The organism is Rummeliibacillus suwonensis (assembly GCF_007896435.1).
GTDB lineage: Bacteria > Bacillota > Bacilli > Bacillales_A > Planococcaceae > Rummeliibacillus > Rummeliibacillus suwonensis.
This window is the reverse complement of record NZ_VCBL01000001.1, coordinates 2,273,162-2,294,488: the sequence shown is the minus strand read 5'-3', so window position 1 is coordinate 2,294,488 and position 21,327 is coordinate 2,273,162. Positions and strand designations below refer to the sequence as shown.

Here is a 21,327-nt window from a genome sequence, read left to right as displayed (position 1 = left end):
TATGTTAAAGGGAAAACGCATAGGATTTGGCATCACTGCCTCACACTGTACTTACGCAGATGTTATACCTAAAATTTCCTCTCTAACTGAGCAAGGGGCAACAGTAGTGCCGATTATAACAAATTCGGTGCTGACGGCCGCTACTCGCTTTGGTACGGGTGAAGAGTGGACTGAAAAAATTGAAACATTGGCTGGTCATAAAATTATTAAAAGTATAGTAGAAGCGGAACCTTTTGGTCCTTCTAATCCATTAGACTGTATGGTCATTGCCCCTATGACAGGCAATTCCATTAGTAAATTTGCAAATGCCTCGACGGATTCACCTGTATTGATGGCGGCAAAAGCGACTTTACGTAATGGCAGTCCAGTCGTCTTAGGAATTTCTACAAATGATGCGCTTGGCTTAAATGGAGTAAATGTCATGAAATTATTAAATACAAAAAATATCTTTTTTATACCATTTGGGCAAGATGATCCAATCAATAAGCCGAATTCTCTGATTTCTAATTTTCCGCAGCTAACAGCTACAATTGAAGCGGCTTTGGAAAAGAAACAATTGCAGCCTTTATTGATTCAATATACTAAATAATGAAATTATTATATGAATTTTTTGCGAATTATGGTACAATAGCGCCATTATCGAATGAATCGTTGAGGAGAGATGTATGATGACTAAAGAATATACAGTAGCAGTAGTAGGCGCTACAGGAGCAGTAGGAACAAAGATGATGGAGCAGCTTGCAAAGCGTGAATTTCCGGTTGGAAAACTAAAGCTACTCGCTTCAAAACGTTCCGCTGGCAAAGACATTACATTTAATGGTCAAACATACACGATAGAAGAGGCTACTCCAGAGGCTTTTGAAGGAGTAGATATTGCATTATTTAGCGCAGGAGGTTCAGTTTCTAAAGCGTTAGCACCAGCTGCAGCAGAACGTGGCGCAGTTGTGATTGATAATACAAGTGCATTCCGTATGGATCCAGAGGTTCCTTTAGTTGTTCCAGAAGTAAATCCACAAGATATAGCAAAACACAAAGGAATTATTGCAAATCCAAACTGTTCAACTATTCAAATGGTTGCAGCATTAGAACCAATCCGCCAAGCATTTGGGTTGAATAACTTAATCGTTTCTACATATCAAGCCGTGTCAGGATCAGGGATAAGTGCAATCAATGAATTAAAAGAACAAAGCTTACAATTTGATCATCCAAAAGATGTAGAAGCACATATTTTACCTGTAAAAGGGGATAAAAAACATTATCCAATCGCTCGTAATGTCATTCCACAAATTGATGTGTTCACAGAAAATGGTTTCACATATGAAGAGATGAAAATGATCAATGAAACGAAAAAAATCATGCATGCGCCAGATTTCCCTGTTGCTGCAACTTGTGTACGTGTACCAGTAGTGGCAGGGCATTCTGAATCTGTTTATATCGAAATAGATCAAGCTGGTGTTACAGTTGAAGATATTAAAAAAGTCTTACAACAAGCACCTGGCGTTATCGTGCAAGATGATATAACAGCTCAAGAATATCCAATGCCTATTTATACTGAAGGCGAAGATGAAGTATTTGTAGGACGTATTCGCAAAGATTTAGCAAAAGATAATGCGTTCCATCTATGGGTTGTTTCAGATAATTTATTAAAAGGTGCAGCATTAAACTCTATTCAAATTGCCGAAAGAATGATTGAAGACGGATTAATCTAAGGAGGCAGAATAAGTGAATATTGGTAGTATTGCTACTGCGATGATTACACCGTTCCGTGAAGATGGATCCATTCATTTTGAGATGGTTTCAGATGTTGTTGAACATTTAATCGCAAACGGAACAGATTCAATAGTAGTCTGTGGTACTACAGGTGAGTCACCTACATTATCACATGATGAAAAAGTAGCTCTCATCCGTTTTGTTGTTAAAACAGTTCATAATAGAGTTACAGTGATTGCAGGAACAGGCAGCAATAATACACAAGCATCCATTGATTTAACAAATGAAGCAGAAGTTGCTGGTGCTGACGGAATTATGTTAGTTGCACCTTATTACAACAAACCGAGCCAACGTGGTATGTATGAGCATTTTGCAGCAATTGCGCAGTCAACTACATTGCCGATCATGTTGTATAATATTCCGGGGCGTTCGATTGTAAATATCCAACCACAAACCGTTTTACAACTTAGTAAAATTCCGAATATCCGGATTGTAAAAGAAGCAAGTGGGAACTTAGATCAAATGACGGAAATACTAGCTGGGGCTCCCGATGGTTTTACAGTATATTCGGGGGATGACGGCTTGACGTTACCACTGCTTTCGATCGGCGGTGCAGGTGTTGTTTCAGTTGCTGCACATGTGGTCGGTAATGATATGCAAAAAATGGTCAAAGCGTTTAAAGAAGGTCGTCATGAGGAGGCCGCTTCCATTCATCAAGCATTATTACCATTAATTCGTGCGTTATTTGCAACACCTAATCCTTCAACTGTCAAATACGCATTAACGAAATTGGGGATTGGCTCGGAATATGTTAGATCCCCCATTACATTGCTGACAGATGAAGAAAAATCAGCATTCGATGATGTATGGCAAGAATACGAAAAAAAGCAAATTTGAAAACTTTTTGAATGGGTAACGTTTGCCCATTCTTTTTTTGTTTGTGAAAACTCACAACTATCTATATAATGGGAGTAAGTGGTTTGTGTTCGGGATTATTTTAGGAGGAAAACAAGTGGTAAAAACAAAAAATGAAGTTATTCGCGTCATTCCACTAGGTGGCGTTAGTGAAATCGGCAAAGCTATGTATGTCGTTGAAATCGATGAGGAGCTATTTGTCGTTGATAGTGGACTTATGTTTCCCGAGGATGAAATGTTAGGAATAGATTACGTTATTCCTGACATGACATACTTGGAGGAAAACAAATCCCGTGTGAAAGGAATTTTTCTAACACATGGACATGAAGATGCGATTGGTTCAGTAGCATTTCTTTTGCAAAAAGTAAACGCGCCAGTTTATGGCTCTAAATTAACCATTGCATTAGCAAAAGAGCATTTAAAAGATTTACCTGCACCATATCCTGTTAAATTTTTTGAAGTGACAAGCAAGAGTCGTATGAATTTCCAATCGACCTATGTGACGTTTTTCCATACGACTCATAGTATTCCAGATTCATTAGGTATTGCTTTCCATACTTCAGAAGGTGCTATTGTCCACACTGGTGAGTTTAAATTCGACCAATCAGCTCAAGGAAAATACAAGCCAGACATTGCGAAAATGGCTAATTTAGGCGAAGAAGGCGTATTTATCTTGATGTCTGATTCTACGGAAGCTGAACGACCAGGATATACTATACCTGAAAATGTTGTACGTGAAAGGTTAGCCAAAACATTCCATCAAGCTGAAGGAAGAATTTTGGTTGCACTTTATGCATCGAACTTTATTCGGATTCAACAAGTATTTGACCAAGCGTCAGCTGCAGGTCGAAAAATCGCGGTTGTCGGCCGCAGTTTAGAGCATGTATTTGAAATCGGTATGCGTTTAGGGTATCTTTCTGTAGATTCAGAGCAAGTGATCCCTAGCAATAAAATAAATGACTATCCAGATGAAGAAATTGTAGCGATTATTACTGGTAACCAAGGTGAACCACTAGAAGGATTAGAAAAAATTATCCGCAAACACCACCGTGATATCCGTATTAAGTCTACAGATACTGTTTTAATAACATTTACACCGTCACCAGGTATGGAACTTCAAATTGCAGATGCGATGAATAGTCTCGCTAAATTAGGGGCAAAAGTTTTATCAGCAGATACAAAGGTTCATGTATCAGGACATGGTGCTCAAGAAGATTTGAAATTGATGTTGAATCTTATGAAACCAAAATATTTTATCCCTATTCAAGGGGAATATCGTATGCTTATCGCACACTCCAAATTGGCACAACAAACAGGTTTGTCTAAGTCTCAAATCTTTATTGCCGATAAAGGGGACATCGTCGAATATAAAGATGGCAAAATGCGTATGAGTGGACGGGTAACCGCAGGAAATATCCTTATTGATGGTATAGGTGTTGGAGATGTCGGCAATATTGTTTTACGTGATCGTAAATTACTTAGTCAAGATGGCATTTTCATCGTCGTTGTGACCATTAACCGTCAATTGAAGAAAATTGCTTCAGGTCCGGAAATTTTATCTCGTGGATTTGTATATGTAAGAGAATCTGAAGAGTTATTAAGTGAAGCCTCTAATTTAGTAAAAGAAGTTGTCGAAAAATATGTGAATAAAGGCTCATATGAATGGACAAATATAAAACAAGAAATCCGTGACACGCTTAATTCGTATTTATTCCAACAAACAAAGCGCAGACCAATGATTATCCCGATTATTATGGAATATTAATATGTAAGCGAACAAAAAGGATTTCCTAACCTCTCTTATGGTAGGAAATCCTTTTTCCTTTAATACATAATGGATGAAAGAAAGTAGGTGGAGGCATGACAACAGCCAAAAAGGGGACAGCTAAGTCAAAAAAAACTTCGACATCAAAGACAAAAAAAGATTCGCCAAAGTTGATGTATGAAATTGTTGGTTTAATTTTGATTGGATTTGCGATCATCATATTTTTTGAATATGGCATTGTGGGAAGATTACTACAAGCCTTATCCCTATTTTTATTTGGAAACTGGGCAGTCATTGTTCCATTTTTATTGGTAGTAAGCGCATTATTATTAATGTTAAAAAGAACTGTGCCAAATTTAAGACATCGTTTAATCATAGGTAGTTTGTTGATTACTGGTGGACTAACTTTATTTAGCCATATTGCACTGTTTGAACAATTGTATGAAGGAAATGCCGTACAGAGTAATTCTGTTTTAAAAGAAACTTGGCGAATTTTAGTGACAAGTGGAGGCATTAAAGAGCATAGTCATGCATTAGGCGGAGGAATGATAGGTGCGTTACTATTCGCCTGTTTTTATGCCTTATTCGACTCTGCAGGGGCAAATATAGCCGGGTGGTTAATGGTACTAATCGGGATCGTGTTAATTTCCGGGAAAGCACTGTTGCCATATTTAGTCAGTAAATGGCCGATTATCAAGAATACCGTTTTACAAATAAAAGGTCATTCAGGTACTTCTAGTCGGCGAAAGGAAGCTAAAAAGAAAAAAGAAAACACTCGTAAAAATAGAAAAAAAGCGGATTCAGAATTACCTATTCACGATGAGGAACATCATGCAGCAACTGCAATCGAGCCAGTAGTAGAAGAGAGAAAAGAACCCATTATTTCTGCCTTTACACAAAGAGTTCAGCAAGATCGAACTGAACCCGAATTGACCGTCATGCATGATGAAAGTTTGCCACAAGAAATAGATCATCCATCGATCGATACGTCTGATGTAGTAGAAAATGAGGCATATCAATTACCGTCTATGAATAATTTGAAATTACCACCGCATACTGACCAAAGTGGTGAGTTTGAGCTAATCCAAGGGAATGCTCGCAAGCTGGAGCAAACTTTTCAATCATTTGGTGTCAAAGCGGCCGTAACGCAAGTACATCTTGGCCCAGCTGTGACGGAATATGAGGTATTGCCTGATCGAGGCGTAAAGGTTAGTAAGATCGTTGGTTTACAAGATGATTTGGCATTAGCACTTGCAGCAAAAGATATTCGAATTGAAGCACCAATTCCAGGTAAATCTGCTGTAGGAATTGAAGTACCAAATAAAGAAGTTGCGATAGTCAGTTTACGTGAAGTGTTAGAATCGAAACAAAACAATAAACCAGATGAAAAATTATTGATTGGTTTAGGAAGAGATATTACTGGAGAGGCAAAACTTGCAAAATTGAACAAGATGCCACATTTACTGGTAGCTGGTTCAACGGGTAGTGGTAAATCAGTTTGTATTAATGGCATTATTATTAGCCTATTGATGAGAGCAAAACCACATGAAGTCAAGATGATGATGATTGACCCGAAAATGGTAGAATTGAATGTTTATAATGGTATCCCTCATTTGCTAGCACCTGTTGTGACGGATGCACGTAAAGCGTCACAAGCGTTGAAAAAAGTAGTTGCTGAGATGGAAAGACGCTATGATTTGTTTTCCCATACAGGTACTCGAAACATAGAAGGATATAACGACCATATCGATAAATTTAATGAAGAAAACGGTGAAAAGCATCCTAAAATGCCATTTATCGTAGTTATTGTAGATGAATTAGCAGATTTGATGATGGTGGCTTCAAGTGATGTGGAAGATTCGATCACTCGTCTCGCACAAATGGCCCGTGCGGCAGGTATACACTTGATCATTGCTACACAAAGACCGAGTGTTGATGTTATTACAGGGATCATTAAAGCCAACATCCCGTCAAGAATCGCTTTTGCCGTATCATCTGCTATTGATTCGCGTACAATACTAGATATGAGTGGTGCTGAACGTTTGCTTGGAAGAGGCGATATGCTCTTTTTACCTGCGGGTGAATCAAAACCCGTACGTGTACAGGGAGCATTTGTTTCAGATCACGAGGTGGAGAAGATTGTCGATTTTGTTATAGCACAACAAAAAGCGCAATACCAAGAAGAAATGATCCCAACTGATGAGGAAGAAATTCCAAATTTAGATGATACAGATGAACTTTATGAAGAAGCCGTACAATTGGTTTCAGCTCAAGATACCGCATCGGTGTCATTTCTTCAAAGAAAGCTAAAAATAGGTTACGCTAGGGCTGCTCGTATCATGGATCAAATGGAAGAAAGAGGAATTGTAGGGCCGGCTGAAAAGAGCAAGCCTAGAGAAGTTTTGATCGGCAAATAATTTGCCCTGCTTGAACAGGCAATATGTTCTTACATCGCAATCCTTCCGCAAAACAGGAGGAAAGGTGAGAGAACAACTGCCTATAGCAATCTGACTGGTTCAACCAACACCCAGTGGGGATTAAGGAAGTCTCCACTGGGTGTTGGTTGAACTTTAATATTTGCTTTTTGTTATCTAAAACATGGTAAGTGATATAAAATTTTATCTGTTTTAGCACAGTTTTTGTAAAAAATATTTATTTCCCTAAAAAAAAATGGTATAGTAATGTCTGATTAGTAGGAATGTTTTACGTCTGATGTCTGATCTCTGATTTCTGGTGGTGATTTATATGACAATAAAATCTGATCATCGTCATCTCTATCTTCAAGTGATTGATCATATAAAGGCAGATATAGAGCAAGGTGTTTACAAAGAAAATGAAAAACTGCCTTCAGAATTTGAATTATCGAAGTCACTTGGTGTTAGTCGTGCAACACTTCGTGAAGCACTAAGATTGTTGGAAGAAGAAAATATCATTGTTCGAAGACATGGTGTAGGAACTTTTGTAAATCCAAAACCTCTATTTACATCAGGGATTGAACAGCTTTCAAGTATCTCCTCAATGATTGAGGAAGCGGGAATGGAGCCTGGTACAAACTATTTAAGTTCAACTGAGCAACTTCCAAATGATGAAGATATAAAACGCTTTCAATGTGATGAAGATGAACCTTTAATAACGATTGAACGTGTGCGTACAGCAGACGGAGAACCAGTAGTGTATTGTGTGGATCAAGTACCTGCGAAGTATCTACCAGCAGATTTCTTGTTTCGACATGATCCTTCCATTTTCTCAGCTATAGAGGAATCAGGAGATATACATGTTGCATATGCTGTTACATTTATTGATCCAATTGGTTATCACAATCAAGTTTCTCCAATCTTACAATGTGGGCGCGAAACAGCCCTATTAGTATTAAAACAGCTCCATTATGATGATAAAGATCGTGTGGTACTTTATTCACGAAACTATTTTAGAGCCGACAAGTTCAGCTTCCATGTAGTGAGAAAACGTGTATAAAACCATACTCATTCCTGCTTATCGAATGTACAATTAACTTTACTTTTTAGGGGGATTTCAAGTGAAAAAGCGTAAAATTGGTTTAGCTCTTTCTGCACTTTTAGCTTCTGGGACTTTACTAGCTGCATGTGGGAATGACAATGCTGGTGATTCAAAGAAAAATAACAAAGACTCATTCTCAGTAGGGATGGTAACTGATACTGGTGGTATTGATGACCGTTCGTTTAACCAATCCACTTGGGAAGGATTAGAACAATTTGGTAAAGATAATGGATTATCTAAGGGGAATGGCGGTTATGATTACTTACAATCTTCATCTGAAAGCGATTATAACACCAATTTGAATAGTTTAATTCGCCGTAATTTTGATTTAGTATTTGCAGTTGGTTATAATCTGCACGATTCAGTTGCTGAAGTAGCTAAGCAACAAAAAGATGCTAAAATTGCGATTATTGATTCAGTTGTTGAAGGACAGGACAATGTTGCTTCTATTATGTTCAAGGCAAATGAAGCTTCATACTTAGCAGGAGTTGCAGCAGCTTTACAATCTAAAACCGGTAAAATTGGTTTCATCGGTGGTATGGAAGGCGATATTATTGGTGGATTCGAAGCAGGTTTTGTAGCAGGGGCTAAAGAAGCAAATCCAAAAGTTAAAGTTGATGTTCAATATGCAGGATCGTTTACAGATGCAGCCAAAGGTCAAGCAATTGCTAAACGTATGTATGACTCAGGTGCTGATATTGTTTTCCATGCAGCAGGTGGAGTAGGTAAAGGGTTATTTACTGAAGCTAAAGAACGTAAGAAAAAAGATCCAAAGGCTGATGTATGGGTAATTGGTGTTGACCGTGACCAATATGATGAAGGTAAAGTAGATGATAAAACAAATGTCACTTTAACTTCTGTATTAAAACGTGTCGATATTGCTGCACAAGATATTTCCAAACAAGCAAAAGATGGTAAATTCCCTGGTGGTAAAACCATTACTTTTGGTTTGAAGGATAATGGGGTTGATTTAGCTGACTCACATGGTGCAATCACTAGTGATACACAAAAGAAAATTGATGAATATAAAGAAAAAATTATCAATGGTGATATTAAAGTTCCCGAACAACCAACCAAAAAATAATAATACTATTGTTTGTCATAAAGGCCAGTTTTTCTGGTCTTTATGCTGTTTTTAACTATGAAAAAATTAATAGATGAAGGTATTTGAAGATTTGAAGATGATTCTTTTTTTTAAACATCGAAAGTAGATTTTACGGCGTCTTAAAATCTAAGGAGAGTTTCACATTATTTATAGAATAGTAAATTGATAGTTTGAATTATACATCTTTATTCTTTAAATCCTTTCTTGTGTTAATTTTTTAAACTTTTGTTAATTATTAATGACAATCATAAATTTATAGTGTCCTAGGGAGTGAACACATTGGATTATGTGATAGAGATGCTTGGCATTCGCAAACAATTTGGCGATTTTGTAGCAAATGATAACATTACCCTTCAGCTAAAAAAAGGTGAGATTCATGCATTATTAGGAGAAAATGGTGCGGGAAAATCTACACTAATGAATGTGCTATTTGGCCTATACCAACCAGAGGCAGGAACTATCAAAGTCCATGGCAAGGAAGTTAAAATTTCCGATCCCAATAAAGCCAATGATTTTGGTATTGGAATGGTGCATCAGCATTTTATGCTAGTTGAAAATTTTACGGTGACGGAAAATATCATTTTGGGTAATGAGCCAACTAAAATGGGGTTGGTCAATATTCGAGATGCAGCGAAAAAAGTACAAGCACTATCTGAAAAATATGGTTTAAATGTCGATGCAAATGCAAAAATCGAAGATATCTCGGTCGGTATGCAACAACGTGTTGAAATACTAAAAACATTATACCGCGGGGCTGATATTTTAATTTTTGATGAACCGACAGCATCATTGACACCTCAAGAAATTACAGAATTAATGCAGATTATGAAACGTCTTATTGATGAGGGCAAATCCATTATTTTGATAACACATAAATTAAAAGAAATCATGGAAGTTTCAGATCGTGTCACGATCATTCGTAAAGGGAAAGGGATCGGCACAGTTGTTACAGCAGATACAAACCCAGATCAATTGGCTGAAATGATGGTTGGCAGACAAGTTGTATTTAAAACAGAAAAACAACAGGCACATCCAACCGATATCGTTTTAAATATCGAGAATTTAACTGTTGCAGACAACCGCGGCATCGACAAAGTGAAGAGACTAAATCTTACTGTTCGAGCTGGAGAAATTGTTGGGATTGCTGGAATTGATGGCAATGGTCAATCTGAATTGGTCGAAGCCATAACGGGTCTTCGCAAAGTGAAACAAGGCACGGTCACTTTAAAGGGGAAAAATATTACTGGGTTGAAACCTCGTAAAATCATGGAATCAGGCATCGGACATATTCCGCAAGACCGCCATAAACATGGACTTGTATTAGACTTTCCTATTGGACACAATATCGTTTTACAAACTTATTATCAAAAGCCGATCTCTAAGGCGGGGATTATTGATTATAAAAAGGTAAATGAAATTGCCAAAAGAATTATCACAGAATTTGATGTGCGCACACCGAACGAGATGACTCTCGCACGTTCATTATCAGGTGGGAACCAACAAAAAGCCATTATTGGTCGTGAAATTGATCGTGATCCAGACTTGTTAATAGCTGCATTACCAACACGCGGTTTAGATGTTGGAGCCATTGAGTTTATCCACAAACGTTTGATTGAACAGCGTGATAAAGGAAAAGCTGTTTTACTTATATCTTTTGAGTTAGATGAGGTTATGAATGTATCTGATCGTATAGCAGTTATCCATGATGGCTCTATTATTGATATCGTTAAACCATCTGAAACAAATGAACAAGAATTGGGTTTATTAATGGCTGGACAATCATTGCATCATGATCAAAAAAAGGTAGGTGACGAATAGTGTCTAAACATATGACAAATATTCTGGTTCCCCTTATATCCATCTTGTTAGGGCTCATTGTAGGGGCAATCGTCATGTCCCTAAGTGGTTTTAGTCCAATAGATGGTTATATTGCCTTGTGGAATGGAGTCTTTGGGGATAGCTATAACTTGGGTGAAACTATTCGCCAAATTACGCCCTATATTTTTGCTGGTTTAGCTGTAGCTTTTGCATTTCGGACAGGCTTATTTAATATTGGGGTAGAGGGGCAGCTGATTGTAGGGTGGCTTGCAGCAGCTTATGTCGGTTATGCATTTGATCTACCTAAAATTATTCATATCCCACTAGCATTATTAGCAGCCGCTGTAGCGGGTGGATTATGGGCATTTGTCCCGGGCTTGTTAAAGGCAAAATTACAAGTACATGAAGTAATCGTTACAATTATGATGAACTATATTGCATTGCATGTTGTCAATGCATCAATCGCTACATTATCTGATGGTGCTGAGAAGACAGAAAAAATCCACGAATCTGCATCATTACGTTCACCATTCTTAGAATCTATTACAGATTATTCACGATTGCACTGGGGGATCATCGTTGCCATTATTGCCGTATTTGTCATGTGGTTCTTATTAGAAAAAACAACTCGCGGTTTTGAATTGAAGGCTGTTGGATTTAACCAGGATGCATCTGAATATGCAGGTATGAATGTAGGAAAAAATATTATTTTAGCGATGGTTATTTCAGGGATATTCGCTGGTTTAGGCGGTGCAATGGAGGCGTTAGGTACTTTTGGGAATATTTCAAAATTGACGGGCTTTACAGGTATCGGTTTTGATGGTATCGCCGTCGCATTACTTGGAGCCAACCAACCCTTTGGTGTGTTACTTGGAGCCATCCTTTTTGGATCACTAAAAAACGGTGGTTTAAATATGCCAAACGAAGCTGGTATCCCAATGGAAATTGTATCAATCGTCACGGCATTGATTATTTTCTTTGTCGCATCAGGTTATATCATTCGCGTAACACTTGAACGTTTAAGCAAGAAGAAAAAGGAGGAAAAATAATATGAGCTTTTTAGAAGTGTTATATTTCATTATTCCTTCTGCCATTTTCTATGCTGCGCCATTAATAATGACTGCAATAGGTGGCGTATTCACAGAACGATCAGGTGTTGTGAACATCGGTCTTGAAGGTGTCATGATTATGGGGGCCTTCAGTAGTATCGTCTTCAATTTAACTTTTGCGGATTCGCTTGGCGCATGGACACCTTGGATTGCTTTATTAGTGGCAATGCTTACAGGGATTGTGTTCTCCCTATTCTTGGCTGTAGCGGCTGTATCATTCCGAGCTGATCAAACAGTGGCTGGTGTCGCTCTTAATATGTTGGGTTTAGCAGTAGCTGTCTTTGCTGTTAAAATGTTATATGATAAAGGACAAACGGATTCCATTTCAGAACGTTTTTCACGGTTCGATATTCCAGGTTTAAAGAGTATTCCAATTTTAGGGGAAATGTTCTTCACAGATGTTTATGCTACATCTATTTTAGCCATCATGATTGCATTTGTAGCTTGGTTTATTATTTATAAAACACCATTTGGTCTACGTTTGCGTGCGGTAGGAGAGCATCCTATGGCAGCTGATACAATGGGTGTTAATGTGACGAAAATGCGTTATATAGCAGTTATGATTTCAGGCGCACTTGGCGGGATCGGTGGCGCCATTTATGCACAGGCAATTGCAGGTAATTTCAGTCAAAGTACGATCAGTGGGCAAGGTTTTATCGCCATTGCCGCAATGATTTTCGGTAAATGGCATCCTCTAGGTGCTATGGGGGCAGCACTATTCTTTGGTTTTGCTCAATCTTTAAGTATCGTAGGAGCTTCCATTCCTGTTATTAAAGATGTACCTGAAGTTATTTTGTTAATCTTACCTTATGTTTTAACAATCTTAGCTTTAGCTGGATTTATCGGGAAAGCGAGAGCGCCTAGAGCATCTGGTACCCCATATATTAAAGGAAAGCGATAATAACTTTTAGTAAGAGGCTGGGCTCTCCCCCAGCCTTTTTTATCGTGTTATGGTGTTATGAACAGACATCCCCAACAACAAACTTTTACCAAAAAGCTAGGAAAAGTCATTGAAAGTATTTTGTTCGCCTCTAAAAATGTGGTGAAAATCAGCATTTTTATTTCATAAAATGAAAGAATGTGCTCTATCCATAAAAAGGGCAATAATATCATTTTTCCGTGACCTCAAGTAAAGGATAAATGGGGCATTGCCTGTGTAAAGGTCCGATTGGTTCAATTAACACTCAACGGAGGATGAAGAAAACTCCTCGGTGTGAGGTATCACTTTATGCTATAATTTTTCAGTGGCCGAAAAGTGAGCTGATGTGATCTCATATTTTATAGAGACGTTTTTCTGAGAGGATCACTTGAGTCTCTATATACATTCAAAACGACTAATCTAAAAACAACAAAAACACGAATGATTAACCTCCTTTTACATTAGTTGCAATTTTATTCAATTGCCATGTATAGTTGGAGTAATGGTTTGTTATATTAAGTAGATAGGAGGGATTTGAATGTTTAACACTTTAGAAGTAGCCAAAGACGTTCATATTCATACAAGAGTCACTGATCAATTTAAAACAGTGAATTTTTCTTTGAAATTAAGAAGACCATTGAAGGTAGAGGAGGCAGCAGAAAGAACCGTTTTAACCAATGTTTTGCAACATAGTAATGCCCAATTCCCATCTACTGCTAGTATGCGTATGTATTTAGATGATTTATATGGAACCGTTTTATATTTAGATACAAGCAAAAAAGGAAATGAACATGTTGTCATATTAAATGTTGAAACGGTCAATGACCAATACTTAAAAAATAGTGATGTATTGAGCAAAGTATTAGAGCTTATGCATACAGTACTATTTGAGCCAAACTTCGAGAATGGGACTTTTAAGGAAAATATCGTTGCTCGTGAAAAAGAAATGGTCAAAGAACGTATCCAATCCATTTTTGACGATAAATCACGCTATGCACAAAATCGTTTAACAAAAATTTTAGCTCCCAATCATCCAGCATCTATTTCTGCAAATGGTACAATTCCAGATGTTGAGGCGATTACACTACAATCCCTTACAGATACATATCAACGCATGCTTGCAGAAGATGTGGTTGATATCTATGTGGTCGGAGATATTGATGAAACAAAAATGGTTGAAGAGTTAAAAAAAGCATTACCGTTTGGTGATCGAAAGTCATCATTGACAATCACTGAAATACCGAAAATTCAACCAACAGATACTTATGTCAAAGAAAAACAAGACATGAAACAGGGAAAACTGCATATCGGCTTTTCTACACCTGTATTCTTTAAAGATGTAGACTTTCCGAAGATGCAGATCTTTAATGGCATTTTTGGGGGATATCCTCATTCTAAATTGTTTATGAATGTTCGAGAAAAGGAAAGTATGGCTTATTATTGTTCTAGTTCATACTCAGCACAATATGGTTTAGTTTATGTGATGTCTGGGATTGATGTAGAAAATGAAAAGAGGACGCTACAATTAATTGATGAACAGTTATTGGCTATGCAACAAGGCGAAATAACAGATTTGGAAATGACACAAACGAAGGCGATGCTTCAAAACCAGTTGAAAGAGGCTTTAGATTCTGCTCGTGGTCAAATTGAAATTTATGACCAATATAAAGATTTGGATGAAGATTTCAATGTAGAAGCATGGCAAACAAAATGGCAAGCTGTCACAAAAGAAGATGTTGTAGCAATGGCTAAACAACTGCATAAAGAAACCGTCTATTTCTTGAGTGGAATGGAGGACGAAAAATAATGGAAACAATTCGTTTTGATCAATTAGATGAAACACTGTATTATGAAAAGCTTGAAAATGGGTTAGAAGTGTATATTTTACCTAAAAAGGGATTTTCTAAAACATTCGTAACATTTACCACAAAATATGGTTCAGTGGACCGTTCATTTATTCCACTTGGTGAACAACAAGCGATAACCGTTCCTGATGGTATTGCACACTTCTTAGAACATAAAATGTTTGAAAAAGAAGATGGAGATGTATTCCAAAAGTTTAGTGAGTATGGTGCATCAGCAAATGCTTTTACTTCATTTGCAAGGACTGCTTATCTATTTTCTGCAACAAATCATGTTTACGAAAGTACTGAAACACTGTTAAATTTCGTACAAGAGCCTTACTTTACAGAGAAAACAGTCAATAAGGAAAAAGGGATCATTGGGCAAGAAATTACAATGTATGATGATCAACCTGACTGGCGTTTATACTTCGGTACGATAGAAAATATGTTTAAAGAACACCCTGTGAAAATTGACATTGCAGGTACTGTTGAGTCGATTGATCAAATTACAGCAGAACATCTATATACTTGTTATTATACTTTTTATCATCCTTCTAACATGCTGCTATTTGCAATCGGTGCATTAGAACCGGAAAAAATGATAGAAGTAATTCGCGAAAACCAAAAGAAGAAAGAATTCGCAAAACCAACTCCTATTAAGCGCATTGGCGTAAATGAACCATCTGAGGCAGCTATCCCTGAGCGTTCATTACGTATGGATGTTTTAAAATCAAAAGTTTCTGTTGGTCTTAAAGCAAAAGAAACAAGTTTATCAGGCCGTGAAATGTTGAAACATGAACTTGCCATTAGTTTAACATTGGATATTTTATTTGGACGTTCTTCGGATTTTTATACAAAAGTGTATGAAGAAGGATTGATCGATGAATCTTATTCCTATGATTTTTCTTTAGAGCAAGGTTTTGGATTTGCTATGATCGGTTCCGACACACATCAGCCAGACAAACTTGTTCAAGCTATAAAAGATCAGCTGAAAAAAACAGAACAAAATTGGCCATTTGGAGAAGAAGAATTAGAGCGTGTGAAACGTCGTAGAATAGGGTTTCACTTAAGAGCTCTCAATTCCATCGAATATATTGCCAACCAATTTACACGCTATAAATTTAATGATATGAATTTGTTTGATTCTGTTGCAGCCATTGAAGAGTTAACATTGGCAGATGTCAAACAGGCCTTTCAATCATTGCAAGGTGAATCACAACAAACGGTCTTTAAAATTTTGCCATTAAAAGACAGTACTAAAACGGATTCTGAGTCAGAGGGCTCAAAAGCATAATGAAAAAGTTTGCTTTAGTATTAGGCGCTTCCGGTGCAATCGGAAGTGCCGTTTGTCGTGGATTAGCGGAAAATGGTTGGTCTCTCTATATGCATTACAATCATCATACAGATGTCATACAAAATTTGATAAAAGAATTATCACAAACATACCCAGAACAAGAATTTATGACCATTCATGCAGATTTAACAGCAGATTCTGCGGCTACTACGATTGCACAATCTGTATTTTCAATAGAAGCGATTGTTGTTGCTAGTGGTCAAGCACTGTATAAACTTGTAGAAGATACGACGGTGGAGGAAATGACTGCACTTTGGAAAGTACATGTTCAAACGCCCATTCAAATGATTGCTTTACTTGCACCTAAGCTTCGTCAACATCCTGTCAGTTATATTACAATGATTGGTTCCATATGGGGAGAAGCAGGAGGAGCTGGTGAAACACTCTATTCTACAGTCAAAGGTGCTATCCACGCATTTGTCAAAGCCTATGCCAAAGAAGTTTCTTTTAATGGGACCCGCGTAAATGCAGTCGCTCCAGGACTTATCGACACCAGCATGAATAGCCATCTGAATGAAACGGAAATGACCGATCTATTGGCGGAAATTCCGCTAGAGCGTGCTGGCACACCTGAAGAAGTGGCCCATCTTGTGTCATTTTTACACTCTGGAAAAGCAAATTATATAACAGGCCAGATTTTGCGAATTAATGGTGGTTGGTACATATAATGTCGAGCTTTACACATACTCATCGTGTAAAGGAGGGATTGTATGCCTATTTTAGAGAATTGGCAACATTGGACATCTTTTTTAGGACAAAATGTGGCACAAGCTGAACAGGCTGGTATATCCAGTAAGGTCATTCGACAAGCAGCAGTGAAAATTGGTGAATATTTAGCGAAAAACGTTGATCCCAAGAATGAACAAGAACGCGTACTTTCTGATTTATGGGGTGTTGCTTCTGAGGATGAAAAAGAGGCTATTGCCAATTGTGTGATCAGATTAGTACAAAATAAAAATCTTCAATAGGAAGAAGAACAGTTTTGAGCAATTTTTTAGCAACAATCATTTTAGACATCGAGGTTAATCGTCGTTATAAATAAGTACGGGGATGCTTTAAAAGTATATTTTGATACTTTTAAGACAACCCTTTTCTTTTTCTCTTTTCATCTATAGAAAAATCGGCTATTATGGAACTTAGATATGTTTTATGCGTTTTATAATAGAAGGGATCGTTGTATGTGAGAGAGTGGTATTTTGAGTATGAAATACAAATCAATCGCCCCGGATTATTAGGTGATATTGCGTCATTATTAGGGATGCTTCGGGTTAATATAGTAACGATAAATGGTGTTGACCAAGTGCGAAGAGGAATGCTTCTACGTGCCGAAAAAGAGGAACAAATTGAACGATTTAGAAGTATAGTTTCGACAATGGAAATGATAAAAGTGACGAAATTTCGACAACCTACTACTCGAGATCGTTTAGCTATTCGGCATGGTCGATATATTCAACGTGAGGCGGATGAGAAAAAAACATTTCGTTTTGTCCGTGATGAACTGGGGATTCTTGTCGATTTTATGGCTGAGATTTTTAAAAAAGAAGGTCGTAAGTTAATAGGAATTCGTGGAATGCCTCGAGTTGGAAAAACAGAGTCAATTGTTGCAGCGAGTGTTTGTGCAAACAAACGATGGTTATTTTTATCATCAACTATGATTAAACAAACCGTGCGGAATCGACTACTTGGAGATGAATTTAATAGTAACAATGTATTTATATTAGATGGAATTGTTACTAGACGATCTATGGACGAGCGTCATCAACAATTAGTACGAGAAATTATGCAACTACCGTCCACCATTGTGATTGAACACCCTGATATGTTCGTGCAACATTCTGAATATACAATCGAGGACTTTGATTATATTATCGAATTAAGACATCATCCAGATGAAGAAATTACATACGAAGTACTTGAGCGTAATAGTAGCTTTTTACAAGATTCGGATGGTTTCGGTGGTTTTGGAGGATTTAATTTTTAACAGGAAGGTGTTTACAATTGACAGAATTAGGAGCTCGTTTGAAGGAAGCGAGAGTGTCAAAAGGTTATAGTCTGGATGATTTGCAGGAAATCACCAAAATCCAAAAACGTTATCTTTCTGCAATTGAAGAAGGCAATTATAGCATTATGCCGGGAACATTTTATGTACGTGCGTTTATAAAGCAATACGCAGAAGCAGTAGGATTAGATAGCAATGAATTATTAGAAACATTCAAAGATGAAGTTCCAGCTAATAAAACGGCACAAACTGTGACAGCAACTACAAATGTCCAACAACCACAACAACGACGTAGTTTAGCAAGGAAAGCATCTAGAGGCAGTTCCGATTGGATGCCTAAATTAATTGTTGCCTTATTTATCATCATTATTATTGCTGCCATTTGGTTCTTGAAACAACATAATTCTAGCAATGACGTTGTGGATGAACCAAAACAACAAGACGTCAAAGTGGAATCAACAGATGTCAAAACGAATAGTAATAAGGATAAAGAAGATCAAACCAAAACAGATACACAAGAAAATAATGCAGACGATACTACACAAAAAGAGGAAGAAACGCAACAAAAGATTTCAGAAGGTGTTTTGGAAAACGATAGTGTAACGACTACGTATACATTAACAGGAGCTAAAGACTTCAAGATCAAAGTAAAAGTTACTGGTTCAACTTGGGTAGGGATTCAAGATGAAAATGGTACGGAGATCTCCAATGAATCAGATTCTTATAAGGCAGATCAAATGTATAGTGATGGTGATGAACTCGATATAGATGCTACTGGACACAAAAGTGTTCGTGTTAGACTTGGAGCATCTGCAAATGGTACTGTATATGTGAATGATGAAAAGATTAAGTTTGCAGCGACTCCTGCAGAACGTTATACTCAAAATATCGTTATTAAATTTGAGGAAGAAAAGTAGTCATCTGAAAAAGATGACTTTTTCCTTTGTTAAGAAAGGTGAAACAAATGAATATTCCTAATAGAATTACAGTCTCTCGAATTTGTCTAATACCTGTATTTGTATTATTGATGGTGTTAGATTTTGATTGGGGCAATATATCTATTTTAGGTGCTACACTACCAGTTGAACAATTTGTAGGTGCTTTAATTTTTATCGTCGCATCAATGACAGATTGGATTGATGGCCACTATGCTCGTAAATATCATTTAGTTACGAATTTAGGGAAATTTTTAGACCCATTGGCAGATAAGTTGCTTGTCTCATCTGCATTTATATTATTAGTAGGGATGGGAGACGCACCGGCTTGGGTTGTGATCGTTATTATTAGCCGTGAGTTCGCGGTTACTGGTTTACGATTAATTTGTGCAGAACAAGGTGAAGTTGTAGCTGCTAACCAACTAGGTAAGATCAAGACTTGGACACAAATCATCGCAATCGCATCATTATTACTTAATAACATTATTTTTGCCATGTGGGGTATTCCATTCGGAACATTTATGCTTTATGTTGCACTGGTTTTCACCATTTGGTCTGGTATTGATTACTTCTGGTTAAACCGTAAAATTTTATTAGAATCAAAATAATATATTATCGGCTCATTTTGCTTAACGAAAGATCCTATTTTCGTCTAGCAACCACTACTATTTGTGGCGCTTCTTCAATTCAAGCGAATGAGTCATTTTTAGTAGGATTTTTAAAAATTACCACGGGTATAAATCCTTTTTCGTTATGGATTTTCAGTTGTTTGTTAAAAATTGGTTGGTTCAACCCATACAAAGGGCTGAAGAAAACCATCGCTGTGTGAAATTTCACTTTGTAGAAGGAGGAATAGTGGATGGATGCAGAAATTATTGCTGTAGGATCTGAATTATTATTAGGGCAGATAACCAATACAAATGCCCGTTTTATCTCTAATCATCTATCGGAACTCGGAATCAATGTTTATTATCATACAGTCGTTGGAGATAATGCCGCTCGTCTAGAGGAAGCGATTAAAATTGCTGAATCGCGTGCAGATCTTATTATTTTCTCTGGGGGTTTAGGCCCAACAAAAGATGATTTAACGAAGGAAACGATCGCAAAGCATTTGCAAACAGAGCTTGTGTATGATGTGGATGCGGTGAAATCAATCGAAGCGTTTTTTGAAAAACAAAATCGAGCAATGACTGAAAATAACCGTAAGCAGGCGCTGGTATTAAAGGGATGCGATGTTTTGGTCAATAAGAATGGTATGGCTCCAGGAATGATCTATGACGATCAAAAACGTACGTATATTCTACTACCAGGACCCCCTAAGGAAATGGAGCCTATGTTTCAGTTTGAAGCAAAGCCCAATCTTGCCACACGTTTGCATGAAGGTGCCCAAATTGTATCACATGTACTACGCTTTTATGGAATAGGGGAAGCTGAGTTAGAAGTACGTATACAAGATTTACTAGATCAGCAGTCTAATCCAACGATCGCGCCACTTGCTTCAGATGGAGAAGTGACATTGCGCATTACAGCAAATGCCGAAAATAGCGAAAAAGCTTGGATATTGATCAATAAAACAAAAAAAGAAATATTAGAACGAGTGGGAGATTATTTATACGGTGTGGATGATGATTCGCTGTCTAGTAAAGTAGCAGAGATATTGATAACGAATCATCTAACGATTTCAGCAGCAGAAAGTTTAACAGCCGGATTGTTTCAATCAGAGCTTGCAGCCAATCCAGGGATCAGCCAATCTTTACTAGGTGGCATGGTTACATATACGGAACAAGTAAAAAAAGAACAGCTTGGAATGCCGAAAGAAATACTTGAAAAATATGGTGTAGTGAGTGCCGAATGTGCTGGAGCAATGGCGCATCTTGTAAGGGAAAAGTTCCATACGGATATTGGTGTAGGGTTAACGGGGGCAGCTGGTCCAGAAGCACATGGCGATCAACCAGCGGGTACAGTTTGGATTGGAATTGCAATAGGCAAAGATCGGCCTGCTACCTATCGATTGCAATTATCTGGCATGCGTAATACAAACCGTCTTCGTGCAGTTAAATTTGCATTTTATTATTTAATTCAGCTATTGGTTAAAAAAGGATATTCAAAATGATCAATAGATTCGAATACTCTTTCTTTAAATGAAACAAGTATTTGGGATGATAATAAGTAAGCTATTTTTAGAGAAGGCGAAAAAGCAGTGAAGTAAATTTAATGTTCCGTGGGAAAAGAGAACAGTTGAGACCCCACAGCTTCGCTAAGAAGGCTCAAGCCGCGCCCACATGAGTCGTGCAAGCCGTATCAGCGAATACCCTATATGTTGTGGATAAAATTGGAT

18 protein-coding genes are annotated in these 21,327 nt (G+C 37.4%); all 18 read left to right on the top strand.

Annotated features, from left to right (window positions below; genetic code table 11):
• The first annotated feature begins 1 nt into the window (after window position 1).
• The 18 genes from FEU33_RS10485 to FEU33_RS10400 all read left to right on the top strand — a co-directional run bounded on the left by FEU33_RS10485 (window position 2) and on the right by FEU33_RS10400 (window position 21,102).
• The gene (locus FEU33_RS10485) at window positions 2-589 is read left to right on the top strand and encodes a dipicolinate synthase subunit B (RefSeq protein WP_146549314.1); all 588 of its coding nucleotides are present in this window, start codon (window positions 2-4) and stop codon (window positions 587-589) included.
• Window positions 590-668: 79 nt separating this feature from the next.
• On the top strand, window positions 669-1,709 hold the full coding sequence (locus tag FEU33_RS10480; protein WP_146549313.1) for an aspartate-semialdehyde dehydrogenase: 1,041 nt from the start codon (window positions 669-671) through the stop codon (window positions 1,707-1,709).
• 13 nt (window positions 1,710-1,722) lie between these two features.
• The gene (dapA, locus tag FEU33_RS10475; protein ID WP_146549312.1) at window positions 1,723-2,607 is read left to right on the top strand and encodes a 4-hydroxy-tetrahydrodipicolinate synthase; all 885 of its coding nucleotides are present in this window, start codon (window positions 1,723-1,725) and stop codon (window positions 2,605-2,607) included.
• 115 nt (window positions 2,608-2,722) lie between these two features.
• A complete protein-coding gene (locus FEU33_RS10470; RefSeq protein ID WP_146549311.1) occupies window positions 2,723-4,390 on the top strand; it encodes a ribonuclease J in 1,668 nt (555 codons plus the stop codon).
• 95 nt (window positions 4,391-4,485) lie between these two features.
• The gene (locus tag FEU33_RS10465; protein ID WP_146549310.1) at window positions 4,486-6,807 is read left to right on the top strand and encodes an FtsK/SpoIIIE family DNA translocase; all 2,322 of its coding nucleotides are present in this window, start codon (window positions 4,486-4,488) and stop codon (window positions 6,805-6,807) included.
• A gap of 328 nt (window positions 6,808-7,135) precedes the next feature.
• Window positions 7,136-7,864: a GntR family transcriptional regulator gene (locus FEU33_RS10460; RefSeq protein ID WP_146549309.1), complete on the top strand. Its 729-nt coding sequence runs from the start codon at window positions 7,136-7,138 to the stop codon at window positions 7,862-7,864.
• 61 nt (window positions 7,865-7,925) lie between these two features.
• Window positions 7,926-8,990: a BMP family lipoprotein gene (locus FEU33_RS10455; protein WP_146549308.1), complete on the top strand. Its 1,065-nt coding sequence runs from the start codon at window positions 7,926-7,928 to the stop codon at window positions 8,988-8,990.
• Between the two features lie 300 nt (window positions 8,991-9,290).
• Window positions 9,291-10,829 (top strand): ABC transporter ATP-binding protein, encoded by a 1,539-nt coding sequence (locus FEU33_RS10450; protein WP_146549307.1) that lies wholly within the window; start codon window positions 9,291-9,293, stop codon window positions 10,827-10,829.
• A complete protein-coding gene (locus tag FEU33_RS10445) occupies window positions 10,829-11,878 on the top strand; it encodes an ABC transporter permease (RefSeq protein ID WP_146549306.1) in 1,050 nt (349 codons plus the stop codon). The genes FEU33_RS10450 and FEU33_RS10445 overlap by 1 nt, the downstream gene beginning before the upstream one ends.
• Window position 11,879: 1 nt before the next feature.
• Window positions 11,880-12,839 (top strand): ABC transporter permease, encoded by a 960-nt coding sequence (locus tag FEU33_RS10440; RefSeq protein ID WP_146549305.1) that lies wholly within the window; start codon window positions 11,880-11,882, stop codon window positions 12,837-12,839.
• A 556-nt stretch (window positions 12,840-13,395) separates the two neighbouring features.
• Entirely contained in the window at window positions 13,396-14,664 is a 1,269-nt protein-coding gene (yfmF, locus tag FEU33_RS10435) for an EF-P 5-aminopentanol modification-associated protein YfmF (protein ID WP_146549304.1), read from the top strand.
• Complete coding sequence (yfmH, locus tag FEU33_RS10430; RefSeq protein ID WP_146549303.1) at window positions 14,664-15,995, top strand: EF-P 5-aminopentanol modification-associated protein YfmH; 1,332 nt, start codon at window positions 14,664-14,666, stop codon at window positions 15,993-15,995. The genes yfmF and yfmH overlap by 1 nt, the downstream gene beginning before the upstream one ends.
• Window positions 15,995-16,723 carry an elongation factor P 5-aminopentanone reductase gene (ymfI, locus tag FEU33_RS10425; RefSeq protein WP_146549302.1) on the top strand — a complete coding sequence of 243 codons (729 nt, stop codon included), beginning with the start codon at window positions 15,995-15,997 and terminating at the stop codon, window positions 16,721-16,723. Before yfmH ends, ymfI begins: the two co-directional genes overlap by 1 nt.
• A 42-nt stretch (window positions 16,724-16,765) precedes the next feature.
• Complete coding sequence (locus tag FEU33_RS10420; RefSeq protein ID WP_146549301.1) at window positions 16,766-17,023, top strand: DUF3243 domain-containing protein; 258 nt, start codon at window positions 16,766-16,768, stop codon at window positions 17,021-17,023.
• 212 nt (window positions 17,024-17,235) lie between these two features.
• On the top strand, window positions 17,236-18,036 hold the full coding sequence (locus FEU33_RS10415; RefSeq protein WP_146549300.1) for a DUF3388 domain-containing protein: 801 nt from the start codon (window positions 17,236-17,238) through the stop codon (window positions 18,034-18,036).
• A 17-nt stretch (window positions 18,037-18,053) separates the two neighbouring features.
• Complete coding sequence (locus tag FEU33_RS10410) at window positions 18,054-18,971, top strand: helix-turn-helix domain-containing protein (protein ID WP_146549299.1); 918 nt, start codon at window positions 18,054-18,056, stop codon at window positions 18,969-18,971.
• A gap of 47 nt (window positions 18,972-19,018) precedes the next feature.
• Window positions 19,019-19,597, top strand: coding sequence for a CDP-diacylglycerol--glycerol-3-phosphate 3-phosphatidyltransferase (gene pgsA / locus FEU33_RS10405; RefSeq protein ID WP_146549298.1), 579 nt, complete (start codon window positions 19,019-19,021; stop codon window positions 19,595-19,597).
• Between the two features lie 251 nt (window positions 19,598-19,848).
• Window positions 19,849-21,102, top strand: a complete 1,254-nt coding sequence (locus FEU33_RS10400) for a competence/damage-inducible protein A (protein ID WP_146549297.1) — start codon at window positions 19,849-19,851, stop codon at window positions 21,100-21,102.
• Window positions 21,103-21,327 lie beyond the last annotated feature (225 nt).